General features: G+C 68.3%; 31 protein-coding genes. 17 read left to right on the forward strand and 14 right to left on the reverse strand.

The features are described from left to right. The first annotated feature begins 201 nt into the window (after window positions 1-201). Window positions 202-537 (forward strand): four-helix bundle copper-binding protein, encoded by a 336-nt coding sequence (locus HBH26_RS00005; protein WP_168132524.1) that lies wholly within the window; start codon window positions 202-204, stop codon window positions 535-537. A gap of 36 nt (window positions 538-573) precedes the next feature. Here HBH26_RS00005 and copD read toward each other — a convergent pair whose 3' ends face one another. Together copD and copC are read right to left on the reverse strand one after the other, a co-directional pair. Beyond that, window positions 574-1503, reverse strand: a complete 930-nt coding sequence (gene copD / locus HBH26_RS00010; protein WP_168132525.1) for a copper homeostasis membrane protein CopD — start codon at window positions 1501-1503, stop codon at window positions 574-576. 1 nt (window position 1504) lies between these two features. After that, complete coding sequence (gene copC / locus HBH26_RS00015; protein WP_168132526.1) at window positions 1505-1876, reverse strand: copper homeostasis periplasmic binding protein CopC; 372 nt, start codon at window positions 1874-1876, stop codon at window positions 1505-1507. A gap of 121 nt (window positions 1877-1997) precedes the next feature. On the opposite strand from copC, the gene HBH26_RS00020 reads away from it, so the two are divergent. The 10 genes from HBH26_RS00020 to dmeF all read left to right on the forward strand — a co-directional run bounded on the left by HBH26_RS00020 (window position 1998) and on the right by dmeF (window position 9828). Then, on the forward strand, window positions 1998-2270 hold the full coding sequence (locus HBH26_RS00020) for a hypothetical protein (RefSeq protein WP_168132527.1): 273 nt from the start codon (window positions 1998-2000) through the stop codon (window positions 2268-2270). Further along, the gene (locus tag HBH26_RS00025) at window positions 2267-2707 is read left to right on the forward strand and encodes a periplasmic heavy metal sensor (protein WP_168132528.1); all 441 of its coding nucleotides are present in this window, start codon (window positions 2267-2269) and stop codon (window positions 2705-2707) included. The genes HBH26_RS00020 and HBH26_RS00025 overlap by 4 nt, the downstream gene beginning before the upstream one ends. Then, window positions 2704-3273: a sigma-70 family RNA polymerase sigma factor gene (locus tag HBH26_RS00030; RefSeq protein WP_168132529.1), complete on the forward strand. Its 570-nt coding sequence runs from the start codon at window positions 2704-2706 to the stop codon at window positions 3271-3273. Before HBH26_RS00025 ends, HBH26_RS00030 begins: the two co-directional genes overlap by 4 nt. Before the next feature lie 65 nt (window positions 3274-3338). After that, window positions 3339-5312: a copper resistance system multicopper oxidase gene (locus tag HBH26_RS00035; protein ID WP_168133014.1), complete on the forward strand. Its 1974-nt coding sequence runs from the start codon at window positions 3339-3341 to the stop codon at window positions 5310-5312. A 23-nt stretch (window positions 5313-5335) separates the two neighbouring features. Next, on the forward strand, window positions 5336-6526 hold the full coding sequence (locus HBH26_RS00040) for a copper resistance protein B (protein ID WP_209308266.1): 1191 nt from the start codon (window positions 5336-5338) through the stop codon (window positions 6524-6526). Continuing rightward, entirely contained in the window at window positions 6523-7254 is a 732-nt protein-coding gene (locus HBH26_RS00045) for a PepSY domain-containing protein (RefSeq protein WP_275402927.1), read from the forward strand. The genes HBH26_RS00040 and HBH26_RS00045 overlap by 4 nt, the downstream gene beginning before the upstream one ends. Before the next feature lie 47 nt (window positions 7255-7301). Continuing rightward, entirely contained in the window at window positions 7302-7901 is a 600-nt protein-coding gene (locus tag HBH26_RS00050; protein ID WP_420824969.1) for a DUF305 domain-containing protein, read from the forward strand. Window positions 7902-7976: 75 nt separating this feature from the next. Then, entirely contained in the window at window positions 7977-8351 is a 375-nt protein-coding gene (locus HBH26_RS00055) for a DUF305 domain-containing protein (protein WP_168132531.1), read from the forward strand. 58 nt (window positions 8352-8409) lie between these two features. Then, window positions 8410-8856, forward strand: a complete 447-nt coding sequence (locus HBH26_RS00060) for a DUF411 domain-containing protein (RefSeq protein WP_239024484.1) — start codon at window positions 8410-8412, stop codon at window positions 8854-8856. Between the two features lie 3 nt (window positions 8857-8859). After that, entirely contained in the window at window positions 8860-9828 is a 969-nt protein-coding gene (dmeF, locus tag HBH26_RS00065; RefSeq protein WP_168132532.1) for a CDF family Co(II)/Ni(II) efflux transporter DmeF, read from the forward strand. Window positions 9829-9866: 38 nt separating this feature from the next. Here the strand turns inward: dmeF and HBH26_RS00070 are convergent, their stop codons facing one another. Next, window positions 9867-10088: a hypothetical protein gene (locus HBH26_RS00070; protein ID WP_058733717.1), complete on the reverse strand. Its 222-nt coding sequence runs from the start codon at window positions 10086-10088 to the stop codon at window positions 9867-9869. Window positions 10089-10503: 415 nt separating this feature from the next. Beyond that, complete coding sequence (locus HBH26_RS00075; protein ID WP_168133018.1) at window positions 10504-11256, reverse strand: MauE/DoxX family redox-associated membrane protein; 753 nt, start codon at window positions 11254-11256, stop codon at window positions 10504-10506. Between the two features lie 62 nt (window positions 11257-11318). Here HBH26_RS00075 and HBH26_RS00080 point away from each other — a divergent pair, with 62 nt between their 5' ends. The 3 genes from HBH26_RS00080 to HBH26_RS00090 all read left to right on the forward strand — a co-directional run bounded on the left by HBH26_RS00080 (window position 11319) and on the right by HBH26_RS00090 (window position 13299). Further along, window positions 11319-11741 carry a MerR family transcriptional regulator gene (locus HBH26_RS00080; RefSeq protein ID WP_168132533.1) on the forward strand — a complete coding sequence of 141 codons (423 nt, stop codon included), beginning with the start codon at window positions 11319-11321 and terminating at the stop codon, window positions 11739-11741. 434 nt (window positions 11742-12175) lie between these two features. Next, window positions 12176-12901 (forward strand): nucleoside triphosphate pyrophosphohydrolase, encoded by a 726-nt coding sequence (mazG, locus tag HBH26_RS00085; protein WP_168132534.1) that lies wholly within the window; start codon window positions 12176-12178, stop codon window positions 12899-12901. Beyond that, entirely contained in the window at window positions 12883-13299 is a 417-nt protein-coding gene (locus HBH26_RS00090) for a GFA family protein (protein ID WP_338057190.1), read from the forward strand. Before mazG ends, HBH26_RS00090 begins: the two co-directional genes overlap by 19 nt. 3 nt (window positions 13300-13302) lie before the next feature. Here the strand turns inward: HBH26_RS00090 and hflX are convergent, their stop codons facing one another. From hflX to dusB, 8 genes are all read right to left on the reverse strand, one after another. Continuing rightward, the gene (gene hflX / locus HBH26_RS00095) at window positions 13303-14589 is read right to left on the reverse strand and encodes a GTPase HflX (RefSeq protein ID WP_168132535.1); all 1287 of its coding nucleotides are present in this window, start codon (window positions 14587-14589) and stop codon (window positions 13303-13305) included. Window positions 14590-14596: 7 nt separating this feature from the next. Continuing rightward, window positions 14597-15094, reverse strand: a complete 498-nt coding sequence (gene hfq / locus HBH26_RS00100) for an RNA chaperone Hfq (RefSeq protein ID WP_168132536.1) — start codon at window positions 15092-15094, stop codon at window positions 14597-14599. Window positions 15095-15185: 91 nt separating this feature from the next. Continuing rightward, entirely contained in the window at window positions 15186-16010 is an 825-nt protein-coding gene (gene aac(3) / locus HBH26_RS00105) for an aminoglycoside 3-N-acetyltransferase (protein WP_168132537.1), read from the reverse strand. Then, complete coding sequence (ntrX, locus tag HBH26_RS00110; RefSeq protein WP_168132538.1) at window positions 16007-17377, reverse strand: nitrogen assimilation response regulator NtrX; 1371 nt, start codon at window positions 17375-17377, stop codon at window positions 16007-16009. The genes aac(3) and ntrX overlap by 4 nt, the downstream gene beginning before the upstream one ends. A 6-nt stretch (window positions 17378-17383) precedes the next feature. Continuing rightward, window positions 17384-19615 (reverse strand): sensor histidine kinase, encoded by a 2232-nt coding sequence (locus HBH26_RS00115; RefSeq protein ID WP_168132539.1) that lies wholly within the window; start codon window positions 19613-19615, stop codon window positions 17384-17386. Between the two features lie 52 nt (window positions 19616-19667). Next, the gene (ntrC, locus tag HBH26_RS00120) at window positions 19668-21119 is read right to left on the reverse strand and encodes a nitrogen regulation protein NR(I) (protein WP_168132540.1); all 1452 of its coding nucleotides are present in this window, start codon (window positions 21117-21119) and stop codon (window positions 19668-19670) included. Then, window positions 21116-22177 (reverse strand): two-component system sensor histidine kinase NtrB, encoded by a 1062-nt coding sequence (locus tag HBH26_RS00125; RefSeq protein WP_168133020.1) that lies wholly within the window; start codon window positions 22175-22177, stop codon window positions 21116-21118. The genes ntrC and HBH26_RS00125 overlap by 4 nt, the downstream gene beginning before the upstream one ends. Beyond that, window positions 22177-23175 carry a tRNA dihydrouridine synthase DusB gene (dusB, locus tag HBH26_RS00130; protein ID WP_168132541.1) on the reverse strand — a complete coding sequence of 333 codons (999 nt, stop codon included), beginning with the start codon at window positions 23173-23175 and terminating at the stop codon, window positions 22177-22179. Before dusB ends, HBH26_RS00125 begins: the two co-directional genes overlap by 1 nt. Window positions 23176-23255: 80 nt before the next feature. On the opposite strand from dusB, the gene HBH26_RS00135 reads away from it, so the two are divergent. From HBH26_RS00135 to HBH26_RS00145, 3 genes are read left to right on the forward strand one after another with little or no spacing between them, the layout of a single operon-like run. Next, a complete protein-coding gene (locus tag HBH26_RS00135) occupies window positions 23256-24374 on the forward strand; it encodes a bifunctional 2-C-methyl-D-erythritol 4-phosphate cytidylyltransferase/2-C-methyl-D-erythritol 2,4-cyclodiphosphate synthase (RefSeq protein ID WP_168132542.1) in 1119 nt (372 codons plus the stop codon). Further along, window positions 24371-24904: a hypothetical protein gene (locus HBH26_RS00140; protein ID WP_209308244.1), complete on the forward strand. Its 534-nt coding sequence runs from the start codon at window positions 24371-24373 to the stop codon at window positions 24902-24904. Before HBH26_RS00135 ends, HBH26_RS00140 begins: the two co-directional genes overlap by 4 nt. Beyond that, complete coding sequence (locus HBH26_RS00145; protein WP_168132543.1) at window positions 24901-25419, forward strand: CinA family protein; 519 nt, start codon at window positions 24901-24903, stop codon at window positions 25417-25419. Before HBH26_RS00140 ends, HBH26_RS00145 begins: the two co-directional genes overlap by 4 nt. Here HBH26_RS00145 and HBH26_RS00150 read toward each other — a convergent pair. Further along, the gene (locus tag HBH26_RS00150) at window positions 25365-25841 is read right to left on the reverse strand and encodes an SRPBCC family protein (RefSeq protein ID WP_168132544.1); all 477 of its coding nucleotides are present in this window, start codon (window positions 25839-25841) and stop codon (window positions 25365-25367) included. The genes HBH26_RS00145 and HBH26_RS00150 overlap by 55 nt on opposite strands. Further along, window positions 25834-26763: a lipoyl synthase gene (gene lipA / locus HBH26_RS00155; protein ID WP_168132545.1), complete on the reverse strand. Its 930-nt coding sequence runs from the start codon at window positions 26761-26763 to the stop codon at window positions 25834-25836. The genes HBH26_RS00150 and lipA overlap by 8 nt, the downstream gene beginning before the upstream one ends. Window positions 26764-26814 lie beyond the last annotated feature (51 nt).

Raw genomic sequence — 26814 nt, forward strand, 5'->3', positions numbered from 1 at the left:
AATACCAGCATCCCGATCTCGCCGCCTGACACACCGCCAAGCGAGCAGCCTAGACCACCGGGATGAGGGGTCCTTTTTCGACGCCGATCACCCCGCTACCGGGGTCCCTTTTCCACGCCGATCCACATCGATATCGTCTTGAGGGCGAACGCGACGGGGCGCGTAGTCCCTCATGAGCGGGGGCTCACGCGGAGATCACCGATGCACGATCATATGAGCGCCGAGATGCAGGCTTGCATGGACGCCTGCCACCACTGCCACGTCACCTGCCTGTCGATGACCACCCAGCACTGCCTTCAGGTGGGCGGCGCACATGCCGCGCCCGACCACATCAAGATCGTGCTCGATTGCGCGCAAATTTGCGCCACCTCGCTCGAGTTCATGGCGCGCGGGTCCGACCAGCATAAGCTCGTATGCGGCAGCTGTGCCCAGATCTGCCGCGCCTGCGCAGAGAGCTGCCGCGGGCTCGACGGCATGGAAGATTGCGTTGCCGCCTGTGAGCAATGTGCCGACGCATGCGAGAAGATGGCCGCCTGATCGGTGATGGGCGGGTGGTGATCGACCGCCCGCTCCTCACATCGCCGTTGCGGGGGGCTCGAGCATCCCCAGCCAGGCAACCAGCGCCAGGATCGTGACCGCACAGCTCGTCTCGATTGCGAGACTGCGTCGCAGAGCAGCGAGCGCGGCCCGATGATCGCCCACAGCAACCGAGCGCTCGAACGCCGGCGTCAGCCGAAAACGGTTGAGGGAGGCCAACCCCAGCATCGTGCCGAACAATGCCAGCTTGGCGAGGAGGAGCTGGCCGTAGAGTGTGGTGAGAAGTCTCGGTAGATTGCCGGCACCGACCAGCAGCCAGCCATTGACCAGGCCCGTCACAACTATCGTGCCGACCGCGACCGTGCCGACCAGACCGAAGCCGTGCAGTGCGCGATGGGTTAGTCTGAGATGCGCGACATCGACGCGAACTGCTGGCCGCATCACGAGCAGCGTCAACCCGAGCAGTGCGCCGACCCAGGCTCCGGCCGCCAACAGGTGCAGAATGTCGGCGACCAGATGGACCCAGCCTGTCGCGCCTTCATCCATCGCGCCATGACCCGTCCAGGCGAGCGTTGCGAGCGCAAGGCCCGCCGCGAGCGCCACTAGGCCGAGCGGCGCAGTGCGTCCCGCCGTGATCAGCGCGGCAATCACGGCAACGATCAGCGCGACCATGCGCGCCTCCCATGCCGTGCCCGTTGCGGACCCGGTAAGCAGCATCCCGATCGCTTCCCGGTCGATCGGCCACGCCGGCGCACCGGCCATCGCCGCGGCGAGCAGGACGAGCGCGATGCTGGAAAGCAGCAGACCGAGCAGGCCACTCCCCACCAGCCAGGGGCGCAAAGCGAGCGCGTCTGCGCGCTCCTCGACCTTGAGCCCGTAGAGGCTGAACGCCGACAGGCCGAACAGTCCGCTCAACGCCATGTAGAGTGCGAAGCGGACCGCGATCAGCGGCCAGTCGGCGTCCACCTCACTTCACCGCGAAGGCGAAGTTGCCGGATACCCGATGGGTATCGGCGGAGACGATATGCCACGCGACGCTATAGCGGCCTGCGCCGAGCGGCGACTTGGGCACGATGACCAGCGTTCGGCCGTCAGGCGCGATTTCTGCGGTAGCTGCGACCTTCATCGGCGGGTGCGTCGTACCGCCATGGCCGGTCATCATCACGTCCGCGCCGGAAAATTTCGGCATGAGCTTCTCGCTGAACTGCAAGGCGATACGCGCAGGTTTGGTGACGGTCGCGTTGGGCGAGGGCGAGGCCGAGACGAGCTTTGGGTGAGCCTGCGCGGCACTGGCGAAGCTCAGGAGAGCCAGGGCAATAGGAAGGGCAACAGAACGCATGAGCTACTCCGACAAGGTTCGTGTCCCTTCTACGCGGCGCAAGGTCCGATCCCTCAGCCTGGCCGGTGAGGGATGATGGGCAGCGATGCGTATCGGATGTTAGAGGGGCGGAGTGGAAAGCATGGACGACTTGGACAGAGCACTGGCTCGACTGGCGGAAGCGCCAGCTCCGGCTGCCCTAGAAGGCATCGAGAACCGGATCCTCGCGCGGATCGGCAGCCGTCCCGCCGTCCGGGGGGCGGGGCTCGGGATTGGTGTCATCACGGCCGTGGCGCTCGGCATCGGGATCGTGGGCGCGGAATTGCCTGCGACGGCAAGCCCCGTTGTCTCGCTCGCACCGCTTGGCGCAGCCTCCCCCCTTGCGCCTTCCGCGCTGCTGATCGGTGAGCCATGACCTCGACCAAACGGGTTGTCCTGTGCGCCTTGCTCGCCTTCCTGGCAGCGATCGGTGGTGTCTTTGTCGGGCGTGCGCTGCTGCCGCAGCCCAAACAGCCCGGCGCGGCGCTCCACGAAGTGCTGCACCACAAGCTCGCGCTCGATAGCGACCAGCAGGCCCGACTGAAGGTGCTCGAAGACCGGTTCGCGGTGCAACGCCGCGCCCTCGAGCTGGAGATGCGCGCCGCCAATGCCCGACTTGCCGAAGCGATCGAGGCCGAGCACGGCAACGGCCCGCGGGTGGCCGCGGCGGTCGACCAGAGCCATGCCGCGATGGGCGAGCTGCAGAAGGCGACACTGGCGCACATCTTCGCAATGCGTCAGCTCCTCCGGCCCGATCAGACATCCCAATTCGACGATGCGGTGGTGAAGGCCCTCACCGACGGCCAGGGGTGAGCCTCGATTGGGCCGCGCTGTCGGATGGTGAACTGGCGACGCTCAGCGTCGCCGGCCGGCAAGCCGCTTTCGCCGAGATCGTGCGACGCTATCGGCAGCCGATGTTCCGGCTTTCGCGCGCCTTCCTCGGCGATGCCGACGACGCGCTGGACGTGACCCAGGAAGCGTTCGTGGCCGCGCATCAGGCCTTGTCGCGCTACGACCCCAACCGATCAATGCAGGCGTGGCTCACGACCATCGCCGTCAACAAATGCCGCGATTGGGCGCGCAAGCGTGCCGTGCGCCGGTTTTTGTCGTTCGCGCTGCCGAACGACGAACAGGTTCAGAGCATCGTCGACGAACAGGTGCCGATCGACGATGCAGCCGGCGATCGGCAGGAACTCGACCGCGTGACCCACGCCATCTCGACCTTGCCGGCAAACCTGAAGGAGCCTCTGGTGCTTCGCACCATAGAAGGTCTCAGCCAGGCTGAGACCGCCGATGTGCTGGGGATCAGCCAAAAGGCGGTCGAAACCCGCCTCTACCGCGCGCGGGCACGGCTGCTTGAAAAACTAGGGAGCCGTTGAGGGGTGGATGGGCCGCCCGCGTAGAAGAAGCGACGGCCCGTCGTGGCCACATCCTAGGAGCTTGCATGTCGCGCGTTCTCGACCGCCGCCAGGTGCTGCGCGGTGCCAGTCTGGCAGGGGGCGGCCTCGCCCTGTCGGCCTATATGCCCGCTTGGGCACAGCCCGTTTCTGCCGGCATCGCTAAGCCGTTGCCCACGGTGTCGGGCGAGGACATCACCCTCAGGGTTGCGTATCAGATGATGATGATCGACGGGCGGCAGAGCCACGCGATCGGCATCAACGGCACCGTGCCCGCTCCGCTCATCCGCTTGCGCGAGGGACAGAATGTCCGCCTCCACGTCGTCAACGAGCTCGACGAGGAAACCTCGATCCACTGGCACGGGCTGTTGCTCCCCTTCCAGATGGACGGCGTGCCCGGAATCGCCTTCCCCGGCATTCCGGCCCGCTCGACCTTTACCTACGAGTTCCCGATCATCCAGAGCGGCACCTATTGGTACCATAGCCATTCGGGGCTTCAGGAGCAGGAAGGGCATTATGGCCCGATCCTGATCGACCCCAAGAACCCCGATCCGGTGAAGTTCGATCGCGAGCATGTGATCGTGCTGTCCGACCACAGCTTCCGGCACCCGCACTATCTGTTCGATCGGCTGAAAAAGGAATCGGGTTACTTCAACCGCCAGCGCCAGACCCTGGCCGGCCTTCTCGCCGGCAAGGACCAATCGCTGAAAGAGCGGTTGATGTGGGGCAAGATGCGGATGGACCCCGCCGACGTCGCCGACGTCACAGGGTCGGTCTACACCTACCTCGTCAACGGCTACGGTCCGAAGGACAACTGGACCGCACTGTTCCGCCCCGGCGAGCGGGTGCGGCTGCGCTTCATCAACGCGTCGTCCATGACGACCTTCAATGTCCGCATTCCCGGGCTGCCGATGACGATCGTCGCGGCTGATGGCCTCAACGTGCGCCCCGTCGAGATCGATGAGTTCCAGTTCGGTCCGGCCGAGACCTATGACGCGATCGTCACCCCCCCTGACCTGCGCGCCTATACGCTGGTCGGTGAGAGCGTCGACCGCTCCGGGATGGCGCGCGCGACGCTTGCACCGCGCGAGGGCATGGCGGCCGAGGTTCCCCCACTCCGCAAGCGCCCACTCACGACCATGAAGGACATGGGCATGGGCGGGATGGATCATGGCACGATGGACCACAGCGCCATGAACCATGGCGCAGCGGGCGCCGCCGCGGGATCGATGGCCGGCATGGACCATGCTGCAATGGGGCATGGTGCAAGCGTCGGCACGATGCCGGGCATGGATCATTCCCAGATGAACCATGGCGCCTCTGGCGCTGCTGCGGGCGGCGGCATGGCGGGCATGAACCACGGCCAGCCCGAGGGCGGCGCCATGGCCGGAATGGATCACGGTTCCGGCACGATGTCGACGACGACCGGCGATCAGATGGGCGGGATGGACATGGGTGGCATGAGCCATTCCATGCGCGACTTCAGCAATGCCCCCGAGGTGAAGAAGGGACCGGGCGTGCAGACCATTTCGCCGATGCCGGTCGATCGCACCGGCGATCCCGGGCAGGGCCTGGAGAACGTCGGGCATCGCGTTCTCACCTATCGCGACCTGATGGCGCTCGACCGCAACCCGGACACACGCGCACCGGAGCGGGAGATCAAGCTTCACCTCACCGGCAACATGGAGCGCTACATGTGGGGCTTCGACGGCGAGAAGCTGTCGGAGAACCCCGACCCGATCACCCTGCTTCACGGCGAGCGGGTACGGGTGACGCTCATCAACGACACGATGATGGGGCATCCGATCCACATCCACGGCCACTTCTTCGACCTGGTGACCGGCAAGGGCGCCTACGCCCCCCGTAAGCATACGGTGCTGGTGCAGCCGGGAGGAACGGTAAGCTGGGACGTGACCGGCGAGGAAGGCGACTGGGCCTTCCACTGCCACATGCTCTACCACATGCACGCGGGGATGATGCGCGTTGTCCAGGTTCGCAAGGCCGGGGAGGCCGCGGCGTGATCCGGGCGCTCCTCCTCGCCGGTATGGCGCCGCTCGCCCTTGCGACACCCGCATTCGGGCAGACCATGGACCATTCCATGCACAACATGCCGGGCATGACGATGCCGGCAAAGCCGGCGGCCAAACCGGCCGCCAAGCCGAAAGCGAAAGCCGCGGCCAAGTCCGCGACTAAGCGTAAGGCCCCCGTCCGACGCACCGCGCCACGCCGCGCGCAACCGGCGAAGGCGCAGGCTGCCGACCCTCATGCCGGGCATGACATGAGCGGAATGCAGGGGATGGATATGGGCGGTCAGCAGCAGGCTGCGCCCACCCAGAACCCGCACGCCGGGCACGATATGTCCGCTATGCCCGGCATGGCAGCATCGACAGATGCGAGCCAGGACCCGCATGCCGGCCATGATATGAGCACAATGTCGGGCATGGCGATGCCCGGCGCTCAGCCCGCTGCCAAGGTCGGAACCGACCTTCCCCCCGGCAACAAGCCCGCTCCCGCCCCGGCCGGCGACCACCTCGCCGATCGCTTCTGGGGCGCTGACGCCATGGCCAGCTCGCGCGAGAACGATCTGCGCCGCGAGCATGGCGGGATGACCGTCTATCAGATCCTCTTCAACCTCGCCGAATATCAGGCACGCAAAGGCGGCGACGGCTATCGCTGGGACGGAGAGGCCTGGATCGGGGGCGACATCAATCGCTTCACGCTGAAATCCGAGGGCGAAGGCACCTTCGGCAAGCCGCTCGAACAGGCCGAGGTGCAGGCGCTCTACAGCCGCGCTCTCGATCCCTACTGGAACCTCCAAGCTGGCGTTCGCTACGACTTCAAGCCCAACCCCTCACGCACCTATGCAACGGTAGGGATCGAGGGGCTGGCCCCCGGTTGGTTCGAGGTGGAGGGCGCAGTGTTTCTCTCCGACAAGGGCGACGTGCTTGGCCGTGCCGAAGGCTATTACGATCAGCGCATCACCAACTGGTTCGTGCTCCAGCCCAGGGTGGAGGCCAACTTTTCCGCGCAGGACGTGCCCGAAACCGGCACCGGCTCCGGTCTCACCGACCTCGAGGCCGGGCTTCGGCTTCGCTACGAGGGCCGGCGCGAGTTCGCCCCGTACATCGGCGTGTCTTGGGAGCGGCAGTTCGGCGACACCGCGCGCTTCACCCGCGCACGCGGCGACAGTACGGGCGGCTTCAGCTTCGTCGCGGGCGTGAGGACCTGGTTCTGAGCCCGCGGCTCCGCCTCCATGTCGGGGCAAGCAAGGTTCACCGCTGGCTTGCGCTCCTGATTGGGGCGCAGGCGATCGTCTGGTTCACCAGCGGGCTCGTCATGAGCCTGCTGCCGATCGATACGGTGCATGGCGATCACCGGATCGACCGGAACGTCGAACCAGCCCTGATCGCCACCCAGGACTTCGCGCCCGTCCCTGCCCTTCTCGCATCGGCAGGAGCGCCGGTGCGTCAGCTTCAGCACCGGATGCTGCTGGGGCGATCGATCGTCGAAGCCCAGCTCGACGACGGCAAGGTGCGTTTGCTGGACGCTCGCACCGCAAAGCCGCTGCCCCCGGTCGACAGCGCAGCCGCAGCGCTGATCGCAAGACAGGCGTATCGCGGCGATCCCGGCTCGGCGCCCATCGTCGAGCGGATCGACCGCCCGAGCACCGAGTACCGCGGTGCCCTCCCCGCCTGGCGGGCCTCTTTCCCCGATGACGACGGGACCCGCATCTACGTGGCGGCTGAGACGGGGCGGCTGACATCGGTGCGAACCGGCACCTGGCGGCTCTACGACTTCTTCTGGGGCCTCCACATCATGGATTGGACCGAGCACGAACGGTTCAACACGCCATGGCTCAACGCTTTCGCAGCGGGCGGACTCGTGTTCGCTGTCGCCGGGGCGATCCTGCTCTTTATGCGCTGGCCCCGTCGACGCCGCAGGAAAGCTCAAGGGGTCCGCTAGAGAGCCGCGTATCCTTCAGTGGGTGGGGCCGCATAGGAGAGCGCATGATGAAGCACGACGACCCCAGCTCCAAACGGGGCGGTCTGGGGATGAGCTACGGGCGCTTCGCCGCAATGATCGCGACGTCGACGGTCGTGATGTTCGGGCTCATGTACCTCAACACCTACGCGCTCGCCCATGTCGAATACAGCCAGACCAGGACATGGATGGCGATCGTCATGGGCGCCGTGATGGCGATCATCATGCTCGGCTTCATGTGGGGCATGTACCCCAACCGGAAGGCCAATCTCGGCATCGTGGCGGCCTCGATCGTGGTGTTCGCCGGCGCCTTGTGGCTTGTCCGCAGCCAGGAGACGGTCGGCGACGTCGCTTACATGAAGGCCATGATCCCGCATCACTCGATCGCGATCATGACCAGCGAGCGCGCGCACATCAAAGACCCCGAGGTGCGGAAACTCGCGGACGGGATCATCGACGCCCAGGTCCGCGAGATCGCGCAGATGAAGCGCTACATCGCTCGGCTCGAGGCGCACCCGATGCCCGATAATGCGCCCGACCTCCCGTCCTATCGCGACAAGCAGGTGCCCCCGCCGCCCCCCGAAACCGACGAGAGCGTCGGCATCAACACGCTTCAGCCGATCCGCTGAGCAACATCGCTTGAGGGCTAATCGTTTGAAGCCCGTATCCCTGTTGAGCGGGGGCTTTGACGCAGGAGCGACACGATGAAGAAGATGATGATTTTGGTCGCCGCGGCCGCCCTCGGCGCGGTTCCCGCGGTCGCCCAGATGCAGGGCATGGACCATTCCGGCATGAACCACGGGCAGATGATGCGGCCGACGCCGGCGAACCCGTATCCGCAGGCCGAGATGGACATGCATCAGAAGATGATGTCGGCGATGGGTGCCGATGCCACCGAGACGTGGGTCCGCAAGATGGTCGAGCACCACCGTGGCGGCATCGCCATGTCGCGTATCGTGCTGCGCGAGACCAAGGACCCCAAGGTTCGTCAGATGGCCACCAAGACGATCGCAGAGCAGACTCGCGAGGTCGGCGAGTTGAACGCCTGGCTGCGGGCGCATGGCAAGCGCGCCCAGTAATTGACTATCGTCCTCCCCCCGTCTCCGTGCGGGGGGATGGCCACCCGGTAACTTAGATATGGATCGCTTTCGCCTCCTCGCCGCTGCGCTGGCGGTCGCAACCCCTGCGGGGGCTCTCGCCGCGAGCTCCGTCCTGATGCACCGCGATCCAGGCTGCCCTTGTTGCGAGAAATGGGCGCAGCAGGTGAAGGCGCAGTTCGGCCGCGCCGTGCGCGTCGTCGACGATGCGAACCGGCCGGCGTTTATGAAGGCACGCGGTGTGCCTCAGGACCTCGCCTCGTGTCACACTGCCATCATCGACGGTATGACCTTCGAGGGCCACGTCCCGATCGCCGACATGAAGCGCGCCCTTGCCACGCATCCGAAGGGCGTCACCGGCCTTGCCGTCGCCGGGATGCCGATGGGTTCACCCGGTATGGAGATGCCGGGCATGAAGCCGCAAGCTTATGACGTCGTGGTGTTCGGGCCCGGCGTACGCCGCGTCTTCGCGCATCACGGAGCCTGACGCGTGCATCACGATCATCGCAGCGAACACGTCCACGACCACGTCTTTCTAGGCGACGCACACGACGCCCACGAAAAGCGCACCCGCTACGTCGTCGCGCTGACGGCCGGCATGATGGTCGTCGAGATCGTTGCCGGGTGGATCACCGGATCGATGGCGCTTCTCGCCGATGGCTTCCACATGGCGACGCACGCCGGCGCACTCGGTGTGGCAGCGCTCGCCTATCGCTATGCTCGCCGACACGCTTCCGACAGGCGTTTCACCTTCGGGACGGGTAAGGTCGGCGAGCTGGCCGGCTTCGCCAGCGCGCTCGTCCTGGCGCTGATCGCGCTAGGGATTGGAGCGGAGTCGGTCGGACGGCTCTTCGCAACGCCCGTTATTGCCTATGGTGAGGCTCTCTGGATCGCCGTGCTGGGCTTGGGCGTGAACCTCGCGAGCGCATGGCTGCTCGGGGGTGATCATCACCACCATGGGCATAGCCACGGCCATCATCATGGGCACGAGCAGGGCCACAGCCATGCTCACCACGACAACAACCTGCGGTCGGCATACTTCCACGTGCTGGCCGATGCGCTTACGTCCGTTCTCACCATCCTCGCCCTTCTGGCCGGGCGCTATCTCGGATGGAGCTGGGCGGACGCCGCGATGGGCGTCGTCGGCGCGATCGTCATCGCACGCTGGTCTTGGGGCCTGCTACGCGACACCGGGCGGGTGTTGGTCGACGCCAGCGCAAACCCCGGTCTCGAGGAGGAAATCCGCGAAGGCATCGAGGACGGCGACGCAGTCATCACCGATCTCCACGTCTGGCAGGTCGGCCCTGGCAAGTTCGCGGCCATTGTGTCGCTGGTGGCCGAGCGCCCGCTCCCGCCCGCGGACTATGCCGCTCGCGTGACCATCCATGAGGAGCTGGTTCACGTCACCGTCGAGACGCACCGCTGCCCAGGTGAGCACCGCCACCTCAGGGCGGCTTGAAGGCGGGGACGCCAGAACGGCGTCCCCCACCCGACGTGTTACTTTTTCTGCATACCCGACATGTCGTGACCGGCGTGCTCGCCGTGCTTCATGTCCTTCATGTCGGCGCAGCAATCCTTCTTCGCGCCGTCCTTGTCCTTGCAGCAGTCGGCGCCGTCCTTGCAGCACTCCTTCCCCGCGCAGCAATCAGCGGCGGCAAAGGCCGTGGCGGGAACGAGCGCAAGCGCGATGGCCGCGCCGATGAACTTGATGGTCTTCATGTGTAATTTTCCTCGAATGCACTGATTGATCGGAATCCACGTCGATCAGGCGGTTCGGGGAGGTGGCGGCGCAGGACCGCCCGAGCGACCAACAAGGGCATGAGGCTCGGGTGCGGGCGGGTCCGTCCGCACAGCGAGCTGCGGCGCGGCAGACGTGTGAAGATCGAGGGCCGTTGCGATGCAGGCTCCTACGCAGTCCACCGGAGGGGCCTTCTTCACAGGAGTGGGCGGCGCGCGATCGCAATCTGCCATGCCGGCATGCGCCTGCGTAAGCGGAGCCGCCTGCGCCATGGCCTCGCACATCGGGCCCATCCGCACGAGCAGCATCGCGCCCAGTAGGACCAGCGCAAACGTGCGGACGAGGCGGCCGAAGCTCATATGGCCCTTCTAGGTTGCGCCGGGCCGCCGCGCTAGATCAGTGCGCGACGCCCAGCATCATCCAGATCGCCATCGCTACCATCATCACGTTCTCGGTCAGCGACAGGAAGCCGAGCGGCACGTTGCTGTCGCCGCCCACGCACGCACATTTCAGTTCGCGCTTGTCGACATACACGGCCTTGATGACCGAGACCGCCCCAATTGTCCCGATCACCAGCGCGATCGGCACCGACAACCAGGTCAACACGCCGGCCGCCATCAGCACGCCCGCCGCACCCTCCGCGTAGGGGTAGATATAGGAGTATGGCACCCAGCGCTTTGCGAGCAGGTCGTAGTTGAGGAACATGGTCGCGAACTTCTCGACGTTCTGGAGCTTCAATAGCGCCAGCACACACATGGAGAAGGCGATGAACCACTCACCCGCGCGTACCGTGAACGGTGTGCCGAGCACGGCATAGCTGGCCGCCAGCGCCATCAATGCCGTCATCGCGAATACAACTGCGACCGGCCGGTAGGTTACCGCATTGGGGTCGGCCACGGTCTTGCCGAAGAACCGGCGCAGATCGTCATAGCCTCCTACCCGCTCGCCGCCGATGAAGGTTTGCGGTGTCGTCTTGACCCCGTGCTCGGCTTTGAATGCGTCTGTCTCCTCGCGCGTCCTCAGCCAATGGTCCTCGACCTCGTAGCCGCGTCGTTGCAGCAGGTCCTTCGCCTTCAAGCCGTAGGGGCAGGTGTGCGTGGGCATCACCATGCGATAGATCGTTGCCTTCTTGGGCGCCGCGGTCGCCATGTTCTTCTCCACCATGTTCGCGACGCCTATATGGGGGCCGTACTATGGTACGGAGTCAAGGCATGGCCGACGTAACAATTGCAGGGCTTGCGCGCGAGGGTGGCGTCGGTGTGGAGACGGTGCGCTATTACCAACGCAGAGGCTTGCTCGAGACGCCGGAGAGGCCTGAAGGATCGGGCACGAGTGGCGGTATCCGCCGCTACACAGCAGAGGATGTTCGGCGGCTCCGGTTCATCCGATCGGCGCAGGCCGCTGGCTTTACGTTGGAGCAGATCGGGGAACTGGTGGCGCTGGACGCGACCGATGATCGCGCTCGGGCACGCCAGCTTGCCAACGAGCGGATCGCGGCGCTGGATTTGAAGATCCAGGAGTTGAAGCGCGTGCGCGCATCCCTCCATCGCCTCGCCAGCGAATGCGGGTCCGCCAATCATGGCCCTTGTCCGATCCTGCAGGCGTTCGAGGCGGCCACCTCTGCGGATCGATAGCTGCGCTCGCCGTCTAAAAATTGAGGTAAATATCAGGTAACTGACGTCCAGCGAAGGCTTTCCTTCGCACAAGAAACAGCAACAGAAAAAGAGAAGGCTGCTTATAGCGCCTATCGTGTAGGATCAGACTGATCGCTACACCTCCGCATCTCGCCGAACGGCGAATTGCCCATTCTCAGGAAGTCATGCATGGGCTCCGGTATTTTGCAATTAGCGTGCGCGGCCGTTCGCCGACGTGAACGAGCCCGCTGCTGTCGCAGCGGATCCGAGGCCGCAAGAGCCGCCACGTCACCGCCTCAGCGGGGGCATCGCTGCGCTGCTTGGGGGGCTCCACGCTGCCCCCGCTGCCACCGCGAGTGTCATTTCTATCTGGCGGAGAATATGTCTTTTCTAACTGGCGGCAACAATTGCATGTGTATCGGAAGTCTCCTCCGATGATCGGGCGGCTGGTCGACATCATGGCGCGCCTGCGTGGCGACGACGGTTGCGAGTGGGATCGCGCGCAGACCTTCTCGACGATCGCGCCCTACACGATCGAGGAAGCCTATGAGGTCGCCGACGCGATCGCGCGCGAGGACGCTGACGACCTGAAGGACGAACTCGGCGACCTGTTGCTGCAAGTGGTGTTCCACAGCCGCATCGCCGAGGAAGCCGGGATGTTCGCACTGCCCGACGTCGTCGACGCCATCAGCGACAAGATGGAGCGCCGCCACCCCCACATCTTCCGTGGCGCGGACGACGGCGGGCATCACCGTTGGGAAGACGTGAAGGCGGCCGAGCGCGCCGGCAAGGGCGCGACCAGCGCGCTCGACGGGGTAGCCATCGGCCTGCCGGCGCTGCTGCGCGCGGAAAAGCTGCAGAAGCGCGCGGCGCGAACCGGCTTCGACTGGCCCGACGCCAGCGGACCGCGCGCGAAGATCCACGAAGAGCTGGCCGAGGTGGAAGCGGCCGCGACGCCGGTCGATCGCGCCGAGGAGATCGGTGACCTGCTCTTCGCCGTCGTCAACTGGGCTCGCCACCAGGGCGTCGATGCCGAGGCCGCGCTGCGCCACGCGAACGCCAAGTTCGAGCGCCGTTTCCGCGCGATGGAGGCACTGGACGACGGCTTCGCCTCACGCTCGCTGGATGAACAGGAGGCGCTGTGGCAGCGGGTGAAGTGACCCGCCGTGCCGCCTGCTCGTGCGGCGACCTGTCGATCGCGGTTGCGGGCGAGCCGCTCGGCATCGGCATCTGCCACTGCCTCGATTGCCAGCGCCGCACCGGCAGCGTCTTCGCCGCACTGGCGACCTTCGCCGCGCCATGGACCGTCGAGGGCGCCGCGTCCGAGTATCGACGGACGGGCGATGCGGGCGCCACCTTCACCTTCCGCTTCTGCCCGCGCTGCGGCACCAACCTGTTCCACACCGAGGACGGCGTGGCCGGCACCGTGTCCGTCGCGGTCGGCGGGTTCGCCGATCCCGGCTTCGCGCCGCCCGAGATCTCCGTGTATCACAGCCGGCGGCACCATTGGGTCACCCTGCCCGACACCGTCATCCGCTGCGATCGCGACCCCGACTGATCCTCACCGCGTTGCGAACCGCTCGTAATCGCGCGGCGCCATGCGCACCTCGTAGTGGACGCGGTCGCTGTCCACGTCCTGCGACAGCACTTCGCCGTTGGCATGGAGCCACGCCGCCCCCGCCCCGTCGCCCGCATCCAGCGTGATCGCGTAGCGCTGATGCCCCGCGGTGAGCAGGTCGGCGACGTCGCGGAACAGCGTGTCGACGCCCTCCCCCGTCAGCGCGGAGATGGCGACCACGTCGTCGCGCCGCGCCGCCTCGGCCAGCAGCTCGTCGCGTGCATCGCCGTGAAGCAGGTCGAGCTTGTTCCACGCCTCCATCCGCGGCGTCGTCTCCGCCACGCCGACCTCCGCCAGCACCGCCTCCACGTCCGCCTTCTGCGCCGCGCTGTCGGGGTGCGCGACGTCGCGCACGTGGATCAGCAGGTCGGCGGAGACCACCTCCTCCAGCGTCGCCTTGAACGCGGCGACCAGCTGCGTCGGCAGCTCGCTGACGAAGCCCACCGTGTCGGAGAGAATAGCCTTGTCGATGCCGGGCAGGCTGATCTGGCGCAGCGTGGGGTCCAGCGTGGCGAACAGCAGGTCCTCCGCCATGACGTCACTTCCCGTCACGCGGTTGAAGAGCGTCGACTTTCCCGCGTTGGTATAGCCCACCAGCGCGATCACCGGCCATGGCGCGCGCTGGCGCCGCTCGCGATGCAGCCCGCGAGTCCGCGTGACCTGCTCCAGTTCGCGGCGCAGGCGCGCCATGCGGTCGCGGATCAGGCGTCGGTCGGCCTCGATCTGCGTCTCGCCGGGACCGCCGAGGAAGCCGAAGCCGCCGCGCTGCCGCTCCAGGTGGGTCCAGCTGCGCACCAGCCGGCCGGACTGATAATCGAGGTGCGCCAGCTCGACCTGCAACCGCCCCTCAGCGGTCGCGGCGCGCTCGCCGAAGATCTCGAGGATCAGGCCCGTCCGGTCGATGACCTTCGCCTCCAGCGCCGTCTCCAAGTTGCGTTGCTGGATCGGCGTCAGGTTGCCGTCGACGACGACCAGCGCGGCCTCCTCCATCCGCGTCCGCGCGGCCAAGTCTTCGATCTGGCCGGAGCCGATCAGCGTCGCCGCGCGCGGCGTGCGCACGCGGAATGAGATGCGGTCGACCACGACGACGCCGATCGCCTCGGCCAGCCCGGCGGTCTCCTCCAGCCGCGCTTCCGCATCGCGCGACGAGCCGCCCAGGTCGGGGTAGACGACGATTGCGCGGGCACCCCGCGCGACGTCGTCGCGATCGCGCTCGAAGCCGGTGCTCATGCCGGCCTCAGTCCTCCGCCTCGCCCTGCTCGCCCGCCTGCTCCTCGGCCAGGTTCAGCGGGCGCGACGGCTGGATCGTCGACACGGCATGCTTGTAGACCAGCTGCACCATGCCGTCGCGCTGGAGCAGCATGCAGAACAGGTCGAACGATGCGATCGCGCCCTGCAGCATGACGCCGTTGACGAGGAACATCGTTACCGGGTCCTCGGACTTGCGCACCGCGGACAGGAAGATGTCCTGCAGCAGCGGCTGCTTCTTCGTTTCGCCGGGCTGCCCGACGATGCCGGCGAGGTCCATCGGCCCGGCGGGCATGATGGTCGAGATCGCGTGCTTGTAGATCAGCTGCGACTGGCCGTCGCGGCGCAGCAGGACGGAGAAATTGTCGAACCAGGTGACGATGCCCTGGAGCTTCACGCCCTTGACGAGGAACATCGTCACCGGCGTCTTCGATTTGCGCAGCGCGTTGAGGAAGAGGTCCTGCAGCGAGGTCTGCTTGTCGGCCATCGTTCTTCGTCCTTATTTTTGGCGGGAGGTTCCCCGCGTGGTGCGCCGTTGCCGGCGTCGGAAGAGAGCCGCTCGAAGCGACCCGGCAAGGTTATTGTTCCGCCGCGCCCGCGTCCAGCGCGCCGTGGTCGCGCTCGATGGCGGCGATGGCGAAGGCGAGCAGCGGGCCGGCATCGACCAGCGTCGCCTGCGCCTGCCCCACCGGGCCACGCCACCCCTCGCCCGTCGCGAGATAGGCATCGACGATCCGCTGGAACAGATCCTCCGGCATGCCGTCCACGCAGGGCTCGCTGGTGTCGAACTCCTCGATCCGCCGCCAGCGCACCCCGCCCGGTTCGGCGAACGGCACCTCGTAGGAGAGGATGCGCTTGCCCGGCACGCGGGCCCGATGCTCGGCCAGATGCAGCAGGGTACAGGTGTCGTGCGGTGCGCCGACCATCAGCACGCGCCCGCCCGCCTCGACCAGCTTCGCCAGCGGCGATCCCTCGCCGCAGCCATAGTCCTGCGGATGATCGGCGGTGAGCCAGGCCGCCTTCGCCCCGATCGCGGCCATCGACATGCCCGGGTTGGCGCTGCGAACGGCGCCGGGCGTCGTCCGCACGAACTCGGCGAAGGCGCCGTTCAGCCGCGTGGCGCGACTGGCGGCGGGATCGAAGCCGGGCACGTGCTCGCGCCACGCCGGCAGCACGCAGCCGTCGCCGTCCAGCAGATCGTCGTGCAGCGTGTCCCAGCCGACATAGGCCATCAGCGTGCCGGCCTCGCCGATCACGTCGCGGATCGCGCCGATCAGTGCGTCCGGCCCGTTCAGCAGCGGGCCGACGCTCCGCATTCCGGCGTGCGCCATCACCGTGTCGCCGGGGTGGAGCCCCAGCTGCGACAGGTCGGCGGCCAGCGCGGCGCGGGTTGTCGGCGTCATTCCTCGCGCGTTTCGGTGATGCCGAGCAGCTTCAGCTTCCGGTGGAGCGCGGAGCGTTCCATGCCGATGAAGCTCGCCGTACGGCTGATGTTGCCGGAGAAGCGGCGGATCTGCACGCGCAGATACTCGCGCTCGAACGTCTCGCGCGCCTCGCGCAGGGGGGCGCCCATGATCGCGCTGGTGCCGGTGCCCGCGTCGGGCGAACCGAGGATCTCGGCCGGCAGCAGGTCGATGTCGATCCGCCCGATGCGGTCGCCCGGCGCCAGGATGATCGTGCGCTCCACCACGTTGCGCAGCTCGCGCACGTTGCCGGGCCAGTCGTAGGATTGCAGCGCCACCAGCGCGTCGGTGGCGATCTCCGGCGTGGGCACCCGGCGCTCCGCGGCGTAATGGGCGACGAAATGCTCCACCACCGCGGGAATGTCCTCGCGCCGCTCGGCCAGGGGCGGGATGGTGACGGGGACGACGTTGAGCCGGTAGAACAGGTCCTCGCGGAACCGCCCCTCGGCGATCTCCAGCGCCAGGTCGCGCGCGGTCGCGGACACGACACGGACGTCGACCTTCACCACCCGGGTGCCGCCGACGCGCGTGAAGCTCTGGTCGGTCAGCACGCGCAGGATGCGCGCCTGGGTCGCGGCGGGCATGTCGGCGATCTCGTCGAGGAACAAGGTGCCGCCGTGCGCCTGTTCCAGCAGCCCGGTGCGGACGAGGTCGCCCCCCTCCTCCACGCCGAACAGGTCCTCCTCCACTCGCTCGGGCGCCATGCCGGCGGTGGAGGCGATGACGAAATTGGCGTGCGCGCGTTGGCTCCAGCCGTGGAGCAGACGCGCCGCCACCTCCTTGCCGACGCCCGCCGGCCCCATGATGAGCACGCGGCTGCCCGTGCCCGCCACGCGCTTCAGCGTCGCGCGCACCGCGTTGATCGCGGTGGAGCTGCCGGTCAGATCGACCGCGCGACCCGCCGCCTTCTGCAGCGAGGCGACTTCGGCGCGCAGCCGCTCGGTCTCCGTCGCGCGCTCCACCATCAGCAGCAGCCGCTCGGCCTGGAACGGCTTCTCGATGAAGTCGGCCGCGCCCTTGCGGATCGCCGCCACCGCGGTGTCGAGCGTGCCGTGACCCGAGATCACCAGCACCGGAATCGACGGATCGCGGCGCTTGATCTCCTCCAGCAGGTCCAGCCCGTCGAGCCGCGACCCCTGCAGCCATACGTCGAGCAGCACCAGGCTCGGCCGGCGCGTGGCGATGGCGTCCAGCGCGGCATCGCTGTCGCCCGCCATGCGGGTCTCATACCCTTCGTCCTCCAGCACGCCGGCCACGAGTTCGCGGATGTCGAGTTCGTCGTCGACGACGAGGATGTCGATCGCCATGTCAGTTCAGATCCGGTTCCTGGTCAGCGCGGCGATCGTGCGATCGTCGCCGTCCGTTGCGGGGTCGCCGCCCTCCGCCATGCCTGCAAGCAGGCCGGCATCGAACGACAGCGTTACGATGGTTCCCCTCCCCGGGCGATCGGCGAACGCGATCGTTCCCATATGTTCTTCGACGATCTTCTTCACGATGGCGAGGCCCAGCCCCGTCCCCCTCGCCCGCGTCGTCATGTACGGCTCGACGATGCGGTCGCGCTCCACCGGCAGGCCGACGCCGGAATCGGCAACGGCGATCACCACTCGGTCATCCTGCTCGATCAGGCTCATCGTGATCGACCCCTCGGATTCGTCTGCCTCCTCCACGGCTTCCACTGCGTTCTTGACGATGTTCGTCAGCGCCTGCCCCAATTGTCGGCGGTCGCAGACCAGCGTCGGGCCGGGTTCCTCGTGCTCGATCGCGAAGCGGATGCCGGGATGGGCCACCTCGTGCAGGAACATCGTCTGCCGGGCGATGTCGACCAGCGACTCCGCACGGAACACCGGTTTGGGCATCCGCGCGAAACTGCTGAACTCGTCGACCATGCGGCGCAGGTCGCCGACCTGGCGCACGATGGTCGACGTCAGCCGCGAGAAGGTGGTGTCGCCCTCCTCGATCTTTCCGCCGTAGCGGCGCTGGAGCCGCTCCGCCGCCAGCTGGATCGGCGTCAGGGGGTTCTTGATCTCGTGGGCGATCCGGCGCGCCACGTCGGCCCACGCGGCGCGGCGCTGGTCGGTCAGCTGCTGCGTGATGTCGTCGAAGGTGAGGATCGGTCCCGCCCCGTCGCGCGTCACGCGCACGGCGAAGGTGCGCGCCTCGCCGCGGATCGTGGCCTGCACCGTGGCGTCGCGCTGCCCGCCCGCCAGGACCTGCGCCAGTTCGGGCGAGACGGCGCCGAGCGGCTGTCCGATCGGCGAGGCTTCGAGCCCCAGCAGCGTCTCCGCCGAGCTGTTGATGAGGCGGACAGAGCCGTCCTCGGCAATCGAGACGACGCCGGCGGACACGCCGGACATCACCGCCTCGATGATCTTGCGACGACTGTCCGCGGCTTCGTTGGCGGTCACCAGCGCCGCGTTCTGCGCCTGCAGCTGCGACGTCATGCTGTTGAAGGCGTTGGACAGGACGCCCAGCTCGTCGCGCTCCGGCGTCTCCTCCACCCGCGCCGACAGGTCGCCGCCCTCCACCCGGCGCGCCGCCTGCACCAGCTCGCCGACCGGTCGCACCAGCCGGTCCGCCACGGCCAGCGCGATCCACACCGCGGCGGCGACGATCAGCAGCGAGACGATCAGCAGCGCGGCGTTGAAACGGAGCTGGAGCGAGCGGGCACGGACCAGCAGCTGGCGGTAGTTGCGCAGCGCTGCCTCCGCCCGCGCGGTCTGCGTCGTCATCTCCTTGGGATCGGTCACGCGCGCGGCGTAGAGATAGACGCGCTCCGCACCGGGCAGGCGCGTGAACACCTGGATGCGATCGCCCGTGACGATCACGGTGCTGCGCTTCGTGTCGTTCAGCTGCGCCAGCGCCTGCGGCGTCACCAGCCGGCCGATGTCCGCCTCGTACGGGTTCACGATCGCGAGGGTCTGCAACCCGCCGCGCGGATTGATCGCGAGCAGCGCGCCCTCGGACAGGCTGCGGAAATAGACCTGGCGGCCAAAGAAATCGGCGAAGCCTGGGCTGTCGATCGGCTGCTCGCGCAGGAAGGCGGACAGGTCGTCCGCCATCGTCACCGTCGCCTCGTCCCAGCGTTGCAGGATCTGATCGTAGGAGGCGCGCGTCAGCGAGGTCGCGTTCTCGAACACGCCGCGCGCGCGGTCGGAATACCAGAACAAGGCGCCGTACTGGAACAGTAGCGAGGCGAAGATGGTGACGATGATCGCCGGCACCGCCGCGACCGAGGAGAACAGCAGCATCAGCCGCACGTGCAGCCGCCCCTCCCCGCCCACCGGGGACCGCGCGGCCCGCTTGTGCGCCACACGGCGACCGTACAGGATCATCAGCACGATGCCGGCGACCAGGTTCGCCACCAGCAGCAGCGCCACCGTTTGCGGCGCCAGCAGCTGCGCGCCCGCCTCGTCCTGCACGACGAAATAGGTGCCCACCACCACCGCGATGGCGATGCCGACCACCGCCAGCTCGATCCACGGCCGCACCACCGTCCGCGGCGGGCGCGGGGAAGTGGCCGGTTCTGTCGCGGTGATCGCGCTCATCCCCCTCCCGCTACAACAAGAGTGTTGCAGCGAGAACACATATTCTCGCCGGTCAGCCCTCGTTCGCGGCGGACGGACGCGCCAGCGGGTCGATCCCCAGCACGTCCAGCCGCTTGCGCAGCGTGTTGCGGTTGAGGCCGATCGCCCGCGCGGCGCGCAGCTGGTTGCCGCCATGGCGCGCCAGCATCGCCTCGATCAGCGGTCGCTCCACCTCGCCGATGACACGGTCGTAGAGCGTGCCGTCATCCAGCGCGCGCGGATCGTGCCGTGCCAGCCGGTCGATCAGCGCGCGGATGGCGGCGTCGATGCCGATGTCGGCGGGCTCCGCCGATGCGGCCCCGCTGCGGCCGATCATCGACTGCACCTCGGCCGCGCCGACGTGTTCGTCGCGACTGAGCGCGGCGAGACGGCGCATCAGGTTCTCCAGTTCACGCACGTTGCCCGGCCAGTCGTGCGCCTCCAGCACCGTCACCGCGGCGGCGTCCAGCGTCTTGCGCGGCAGCCCCGCGTCCGCCGCCTTCTCGAGGAAATGACGCGCGAGTTCCGCGACGTCGTCCCGCCGCTCGCGCAGCGCGGGCAGCACGATCGGTACGACGGCGAGCCGGTAGTAGAGGTCCTCGCGAAACTGACCGGAGGAGACCGCGCCGGCGAGGTCGCGGTTGGTCGCCGCGACGATGCGCACGTCGGCGCGGATCGTGCGCGCGCCGCCCACGGTGGTGAACTCGCCCGATTGCAGCACGCGCAGCAGCCGCGTCTGCGCCTCGATCGGCATGTCGCCGATCTCGTCGAGGAACAGCGTGCCGCCCGCCGCCTGCTCGAAGCGGCCGGCGTTGCGCTGCGCCGCGCCGGTGAAGGCACCGCGCTCGTGCCCGAACAGCTCCGCCTCGATCAGCTCGCGCGGAATGGCGGCCATGTTGATCGGCACGAACGGCGCCGCGCGCCGCCCGCCCAGGTCGTGGATCGCGCGCGCGACCAGCTCCTTGCCCGTGCCGGATTCGCCGGAGACCAGCACGGTCAGGTCGTTGGAGACGACGCGGGCGATCACGCGATACACCTCCTGCATCGCGGGCGAGCGGCCGATCAGCGGCAGGTCCTCGCCGCGCGGCTCGGCCGCCGCACCGCCGCCGCGTCGCGCCAAGGCGGCGGCGACGGTGCGGGTCAGCGTGTCGAGGTCGAAAGGCTTGGGCAGGTAATCATAGGCGCCGGCCTCATTGGCGCGCACCGCGGTGGTCAGCGTGTTGCGCGCCGACAGGACGATCACCGGCATGTCGGGCCGCGCCTGCAACACCTTGCCCACCCGCTCGATGCCATCGCCGTCGGGCAGCACCACGTCGGTGACGAGGACGTCCGGCGGGTGCGCGACCAGCTCCCGCTCCAGCTCGGCCAGGCTGGCCGCGGTGCGCACGCGGTGTCCCGACCGCCGCAGCGCCTGCGCGACGACGACGCGCACCGCATCGTCGTCGTCGACCAGCAGCACGCTGCCCGTGGCATCCGCGCCGGTCACGAACCGGCCCGCGGCAGGAGGATGCGAAAGACGGTCACGTGCGGGCTCCCCTCGCGCGAATATTGGATCATGCCGCCCATGTCGCGGATCAGCTTGTCCACCAGCGCCAGGCCCAGCCCCTTCCCCTCCGGCCGGCTCGACACGAAGGGGTCGAACAGGTGATCGGCGATGTCCGCCGGGGCACCCGGCCCGGTATCGATCACGCAGATCTCGATCGGCAGCGCGACGCGCGGCTGGCCGCTCGCGCGCGCGACGGTGATGCCGTGACGATAGGCAGTGGCGAGCGTGATGCGCCGTTCACCAATTGATCCAAGCGCATGGGCCGCGTTCTTCAGCAGGTTCAACAATACTTGCAGCAGCGCGTCGCCATTGCCGAGTGCGCGAGGCAGCGAGGGATCGTAGCGCTCCTCGATCGCGATGCCGCGCGCGAAGCCGGCCAGCGCCACGTCGCGGGCGTGGGTGAGCAGCGGGTAGATGTTCAGCGGCGCCACGTCGCGGGGACGCGTGTCGGTGAACCCCTCCATGTGGTCGATCAACGAGACGACGCGATCGACCTCGGCGATCATCAGCCGCGTCAGGTCGGCGGCGTCCGCGCCGTCGGCAATCAGCTGCGCCGCGCCGCGGATGCTCGACAGCGGGTTCTTGATCTCGTGCGCCAGCATCGCCGCCGCCCCCACCGCGCTGCGCGCCGCGGCGGCGCGATCGTGGTTCAGGCGGCGGGCGGCGGCATTGTGGAGCGTCACCGTGCGCCAGCCCGGCCGGTCGGGCACCGCCGCCTCGACGATGTCGACCCTGACCGGCCCGCGCGAGGTGGCCACGTCGGCATCGAAGGCGGTGACGGCGTGCCCGTCGTGCCGCGACTCCGGCTCGGGCAGGCGGAGGACGTCGGCGACGGCATGGCCGCGCAGCGAACGCTCGGACCGGTTCAACAGCGTCTCGCACGCCGCGTTGGCCCGGGCGATGCGCCCCTCTGGATCGATCACCAGCAGCGCGACCGGCAGCGCGGCGAGCAGCTCCGCCTCGTCCGGCCCGCCGGCGCCGAACCGCGTCGTCAGCATCACGCCGCGGCCTTCAGCCGATAGGGAGCGTAGAATTCGGCGAGCATCGCCTTCACCCGCGCCGGATCGGGTTCCTGGTTCACCTTGTTGCGGAAATCGGCCGATCCGGTCAGCCCCTTGGTGTACCAGCCGATATGCTTGCGCGCCATGTTGACCCCGGTGACGATGCCATAGTGGCTCAGCATCGCCTCGTAATGCTCGCTGATCGCGCGATATTGTTCGTCGAGCGACGGATCGGCCACGCGCTCCCCGGTGGCGAACCAGCGCATCACCTGATCGAGCAGCCACGGCCGCCCGTACGCCCCGCGCCCGATCATGATCCCGTCCGCGCCGGACTGTTCCAGCGCCGCCGCGGCATCCTCGATCGAGCAGATGTCGCCGTTGGCGATGACCGGGATCGTCACCGCCTCCTTCACCCGCGCGATGAAGCGCCAGTCGGCCTGCCCCTTGTACATCTGGTTGCGGGTGCGGCCGTGGACCGTCACCATCGCGACGCCCAGGTCCTGCGCGATCCTTGCCAGCTCGGGCGCGTTCAGGCTGTCGAGATCCCAGCCCATCCGCATCTTCAGCGTGGTGGGCGCGTCGGTGGCCTTCACCACCGCCTCGATCAGCGACGCGGCGAGCTTCAGGTCGCGCATCAGCGCCGAGCCGGCGTCACCGTTGGTCACCTTGCGGACCGGGCAGCCCATGTTGATGTCGATGATCGCCGCGCCCTTGTCGCGCGCCAGCTTCGCCGCCTCACCCATCTCATAGGGCGTGCAGCCGACCAGCTGCATCGACACCGGCTCCTCGCTCAGGTGCCACATCGCCTTCTGCAACGACTGGCGCGTCTCGCGGATCGCAGCCTGGCTCGCGATCATCTCCGTCACGTTCAGTCCGGAGCCGTAGCGGCGGACGAGCGTGCGAAACGGCTGGTCGGTGACGCCGGTCATGGGCGCTAGCACGACGGGCTGGTCGATCCGGACCGGACCGATATGGATGGGTGAGAGGGTGCGCATCGATACTGCCTGAAAAACGGGCAGATACCCGATGGCGGCTGGACTGGCAAGCGAGCGCCGGACGGGCTAGGCGCGGCGCCATGACCACGGTCGCCCTCATCGTCGCCGCCGGCAAAGGCGAGCGCAGCGGTTCCGCGCTGCCCAAGCAATTCGCGCCCCTGGCCGGCCGCCCCATGGTGGCCTGGAGTCACGCGACGCTTGCCGCGCATTCCGCGGTGGACGAGGTGATCGTCGTGATCGGCGCGGGGCAGGAGGCGATGCTCGCCGCCGCCCTTCCCGGCGCGCGCCACGTCACCGGCGGCGCGCGGCGCCAGGACAGCGTGCGCGCCGGACTGGATGCCGCCGCCGGTGCCGACCGAATCCTGATCCACGACGCCGCCCGCCCCTTCCTCTCGCCGGCGGTGATCGACCGCCTGCTCGCCGCGCTCGACACGCACGACGGCGCGGTGCCGGTGCTGCCCGTACCCGACACCCTGGTGTCCCAGGACGGGACGCCCGTGGACCGCGCCGCGCTTCGCCGCGTTCAGACGCCGCAGGCCTTCCGTGCGCCCGCGCTGGCGCGCGCGCACGGCGGATGGCAGGGTGGCGAGGCGACCGACGACGCGCAGATGGTGCGCGCCGCGGGCGGCTCGGTGGCGCTGGTCGAAGGGGACACGATGCTCGAGAAGGTCACCTACCCCGCCGACTTCGCCGCCGCGGAGGCGCGGGTCGCGATGGAAACCCGCTCCGCCAGCGGCTTCGACGTCCACCGGCTGGAGGACGGCGAGGAATTATGGCTCGGCGGGGTGCGGATCCCGCACCACCGGGGCCTGTCCGGCCACAGCGACGCCGACGTCGCGCTCCACGCCATCACCGACGCGGTGCTCGGCACCATCGCGGCGGGCGACATCGGCACGCATTTTCCGCCCAGCGATCCGCGATGGCGCGGCGCCGAATCGGGTCAATTCCTGTCGCACGCGCGCGGTCTGGTCGAGGCGAAGGGCGGCCGCGTCACCTTCGTGGACCTGACGCTGATGTGCGAGGCACCGAAGATCGGCCCGCACCGCACGGCGATGCAGGCGCGGATCGCGGAACTTCTCGGCCTCACGACCGATCGTGTCAGCGTGAAGGCCACGACGACAGAGAAGCTGGGCTTCACCGGCCGCGGCGAGGGGATCGCGGCGCAGGCAGTGGCGACCGTCAGGCTCCCCGCCGCATGAGGCTGCCCACGCCCCTTCCTGCCCTGTGGGCCGCCGCCGCCGTCATGACGACACCGGCGTCGGCGCAGACCCGCTGCCTCACCAGCATGGAGGCGGAGGCGATCGTGCAGGTCGCCCTGCCCGAGGTGATCCGCAGCGCCGGCCGCGTGTGTGCCGCCCTGCCCGCCGCCAGCCTGCTGCGCCGGCCGTCGAGCGACTTCCTGACCCGTTACGACGCCGAGGCCGATCGCGCCTGGCCATCCGCGCGCACCGCGCTGGGCAAGCTGACCGACCCGCAGCTCGCGCCGCTGTTGCAGAGCAACCTCGCCCGGCCGCTCGTCACCTCGCTGGTCGCGCCGCAGGTCACCGGGCAGATCCAGCCGGCGGACTGCCCCACGCTCGACCGGCTCGTGACGCTGCTGGAGCCGCTGCCGGCGCGCAACACCGCGGGCATCGTCGCCGCGACGCTGCAATATCTGAAGGCGGAGCGGGTGCGCGGCGGACGCAGCGACATTCCCGACCTGCCCGTCTGCCCAGCGGCCAGCCGATGAGCGACGCGGTGCTTCCCGACCGGCTGATCGACGCCGCTCGCCGCGTGGTGGAGGAGAACCGCGCCCGCGGGCGCCGCATCGCCGTGGCGGAGAGCTGCACCGGCGGGCTGGTCAGCGCCGCGCTGACGGAGATCCCCGGCTCCTCCGACGTGCTGGAAGCGAGCCTCGTCACCTACTCGAACGAGGCCAAGGCGCGGCTGCTGTCGGTCAGCAACGACGTGCTCGACACGTTCGGCGCGGTTTCGATCGCGGTGGCCTGGAGCATGGCGCAGGGCGCGCTGAAGGCCACCAGCGCGGACGTGGCGGTGGCGATCACGGGCGTCGCCGGGCCGGGTGGCGGCAGCGAGAAGAAGCCGGTCGGCACCGTCGTCTTCGCCCGCGCCGAGCGCGGCGGCGATCCGTCCGACGTGGTCGCCGACAAGAGGATGTTCGGCGACCTGGGTCGGGGCGGGATCCGGCTTCAGGCCGCGCTGTGCGCGCTGGAACTGCTGCTGCCCGATCCGGATGCGGCGTAGAGCACCGCCGCGCGCTCCTCGAACGCGCCGATCATGCGCCGCAGCGCGAGGCCGAAGACCTGCCCTGCCAGCATCTCGAACATCCGGTTCTTGAACGCGAAATCGACGGTGAAATCGACCAGGCAGCCGCCCTTCCCGTCGGAGCGGAAGCGCCAGTCGTTGTGCAGGTACTTCAGCGGCCCGTCGACGTAATCGACGCGCACGCTGTCCGGCCGCTGCTTCGCCACCTTGCTGGTGAACGTCTCGCGCAGGCCCTTGAAGCCGACGATCATGTCCGCCAGCGCCTCGTCCGGCGTCTCCTTGCGCACCCGCATCGCCGAGACCCAGGGGAGGAACTCGGGATAGCGGCGCACATCGGCGACCAGGTCGAACATCTGTTCGGGCGTGTAGGGCAGCGCCCGCGTTTCCGAATGCTTAGGCACGCGCCAGCTGCGCCTCGCGCGCCGCGCGCATCTTCGCGAAATCGTCGCCGGCGTGATAGCTCGACCGGGTCAGCGGCGAGGACGCCACCAGCAGGAAGCCCTTCGCCCGCGCGATCGCGGCATAGGCGTCGAACGCCGCCGGGGTGACGAAGTCGCGCACCTTGGCGTGCCGCGGCGTGGGTTGCAGATACTGTCCCATCGTCAGGAAATCGATGCCGGCAGAGCGCATGTCGTCCATCACCTGGTGCACCTCCAGCCGCTCCTCGCCCAACCCCAGCATCACGCCGGACTTCGTGAAGATCGACGGGTCCAGCTTCTTCACCGCCTCCAGCAGCCGCAGCGAGGCATAGTAGCGCGCACCCGGCCGGATCGTCGGGTACAGCCGTGGCACCGTCTCGAGATTATGGTTGTAGACGTCGGGGCGCGCCGCCACGATCGCCTCCACGGCGCGCTCGTGCTTGTTGCGGAAGTCGGGCGTCAGGATCTCGATCGTCGTGACCGGGCTCGCGCGACGTACCGCCTCGATCACCTTCACGAACTGGCCGGCGCCGCCATCGGGCAGGTCGTCGCGGTCGACCGATGTGATGACGATATGCTCCAACCCCATCTGCACCGCCGCGTCGGCCACGTTCTGCGGCTCCATCGGGTCGACCGCGCGCGGCATTCCCGTCTTCACGTTGCAGAAGGCGCAGGCGCGGGTGCACGTGTCGCCCAGGATCATGACGGTCGCGTGCTTCTTCGACCAGCACTCACCGATGTTGGGACATGCGGCCTCCTCGCACACCGTGGTCAGGCTCTTCGACCGCATCAGCGCGCGGGTGGCGGCGAAGCCGGCGGAGGTCGGCGCCTTCACGCGGATCCAGTCGGGCTTGCGCTCGCGGCGCGGCAGATCGGGAGCTTTGATCGAGGTCATGTCGTTCATGCCGCGCAGATAGCGTCTGCGGCTGCGCGAAACAACGAAAGGGATCTTCGA

The sequence above is a fragment of the Sphingomonas corticis genome (assembly GCF_012035195.1).
GTDB classification, from domain to species: Bacteria; Pseudomonadota; Alphaproteobacteria; order Sphingomonadales; family Sphingomonadaceae; genus Sphingomonas; species Sphingomonas corticis.

Coding starts and splice junctions, on each gene's coding strand:
- HBH26_RS00005 (WP_168132524.1), top strand. CDS start 202: ATGCACGATCATATGAGCGCCGAGATGCAGGCTTGCATGGACGCCTGC.
- copC (WP_168132526.1), bottom strand. CDS start 1,876: ATGCGTTCTGTTGCCCTTCCTATTGCCCTGGCTCTCCTGAGCTTCGCC.
- HBH26_RS00020 (WP_168132527.1), top strand. CDS start 1,998: ATGGACGACTTGGACAGAGCACTGGCTCGACTGGCGGAAGCGCCAGCT.
- HBH26_RS00025 (WP_168132528.1), top strand. CDS start 2,267: ATGACCTCGACCAAACGGGTTGTCCTGTGCGCCTTGCTCGCCTTCCTG.
- HBH26_RS00035 (WP_168133014.1), top strand. CDS start 3,339: ATGTCGCGCGTTCTCGACCGCCGCCAGGTGCTGCGCGGTGCCAGTCTG.
- HBH26_RS00040 (WP_209308266.1), top strand. CDS start 5,336: ATGGCGCCGCTCGCCCTTGCGACACCCGCATTCGGGCAGACCATGGAC.
- HBH26_RS00050 (WP_420824969.1), top strand. CDS start 7,302: ATGAAGCACGACGACCCCAGCTCCAAACGGGGCGGTCTGGGGATGAGC.
- HBH26_RS00055 (WP_168132531.1), top strand. CDS start 7,977: ATGAAGAAGATGATGATTTTGGTCGCCGCGGCCGCCCTCGGCGCGGTT.
- HBH26_RS00060 (WP_239024484.1), top strand. CDS start 8,410: ATGGATCGCTTTCGCCTCCTCGCCGCTGCGCTGGCGGTCGCAACCCCT.
- HBH26_RS00070 (WP_058733717.1), bottom strand. CDS start 10,088: ATGAAGACCATCAAGTTCATCGGCGCGGCCATCGCGCTTGCGCTCGTT.
- HBH26_RS00075 (WP_168133018.1), bottom strand. CDS start 11,256: ATGGCGACCGCGGCGCCCAAGAAGGCAACGATCTATCGCATGGTGATG.
- HBH26_RS00080 (WP_168132533.1), top strand. CDS start 11,319: ATGGCCGACGTAACAATTGCAGGGCTTGCGCGCGAGGGTGGCGTCGGT.
- mazG (WP_168132534.1), top strand. CDS start 12,176: ATGATCGGGCGGCTGGTCGACATCATGGCGCGCCTGCGTGGCGACGAC.
- hflX (WP_168132535.1), bottom strand. CDS start 14,589: ATGAGCACCGGCTTCGAGCGCGATCGCGACGACGTCGCGCGGGGTGCC.
- hfq (WP_168132536.1), bottom strand. CDS start 15,094: ATGGCCGACAAGCAGACCTCGCTGCAGGACCTCTTCCTCAACGCGCTG.
- ntrX (WP_168132538.1), bottom strand. CDS start 17,377: ATGGCGATCGACATCCTCGTCGTCGACGACGAACTCGACATCCGCGAA.
- HBH26_RS00115 (WP_168132539.1), bottom strand. CDS start 19,615: ATGAGCGCGATCACCGCGACAGAACCGGCCACTTCCCCGCGCCCGCCG.
- HBH26_RS00125 (WP_168133020.1), bottom strand. CDS start 22,177: ATGCTGACGACGCGGTTCGGCGCCGGCGGGCCGGACGAGGCGGAGCTG.
- dusB (WP_168132541.1), bottom strand. CDS start 23,175: ATGCGCACCCTCTCACCCATCCATATCGGTCCGGTCCGGATCGACCAG.
- HBH26_RS00135 (WP_168132542.1), top strand. CDS start 23,256: ATGACCACGGTCGCCCTCATCGTCGCCGCCGGCAAAGGCGAGCGCAGC.
- HBH26_RS00140 (WP_209308244.1), top strand. CDS start 24,371: ATGAGGCTGCCCACGCCCCTTCCTGCCCTGTGGGCCGCCGCCGCCGTC.
- HBH26_RS00145 (WP_168132543.1), top strand. CDS start 24,901: ATGAGCGACGCGGTGCTTCCCGACCGGCTGATCGACGCCGCTCGCCGC.
- lipA (WP_168132545.1), bottom strand. CDS start 26,763: ATGAACGACATGACCTCGATCAAAGCTCCCGATCTGCCGCGCCGCGAG.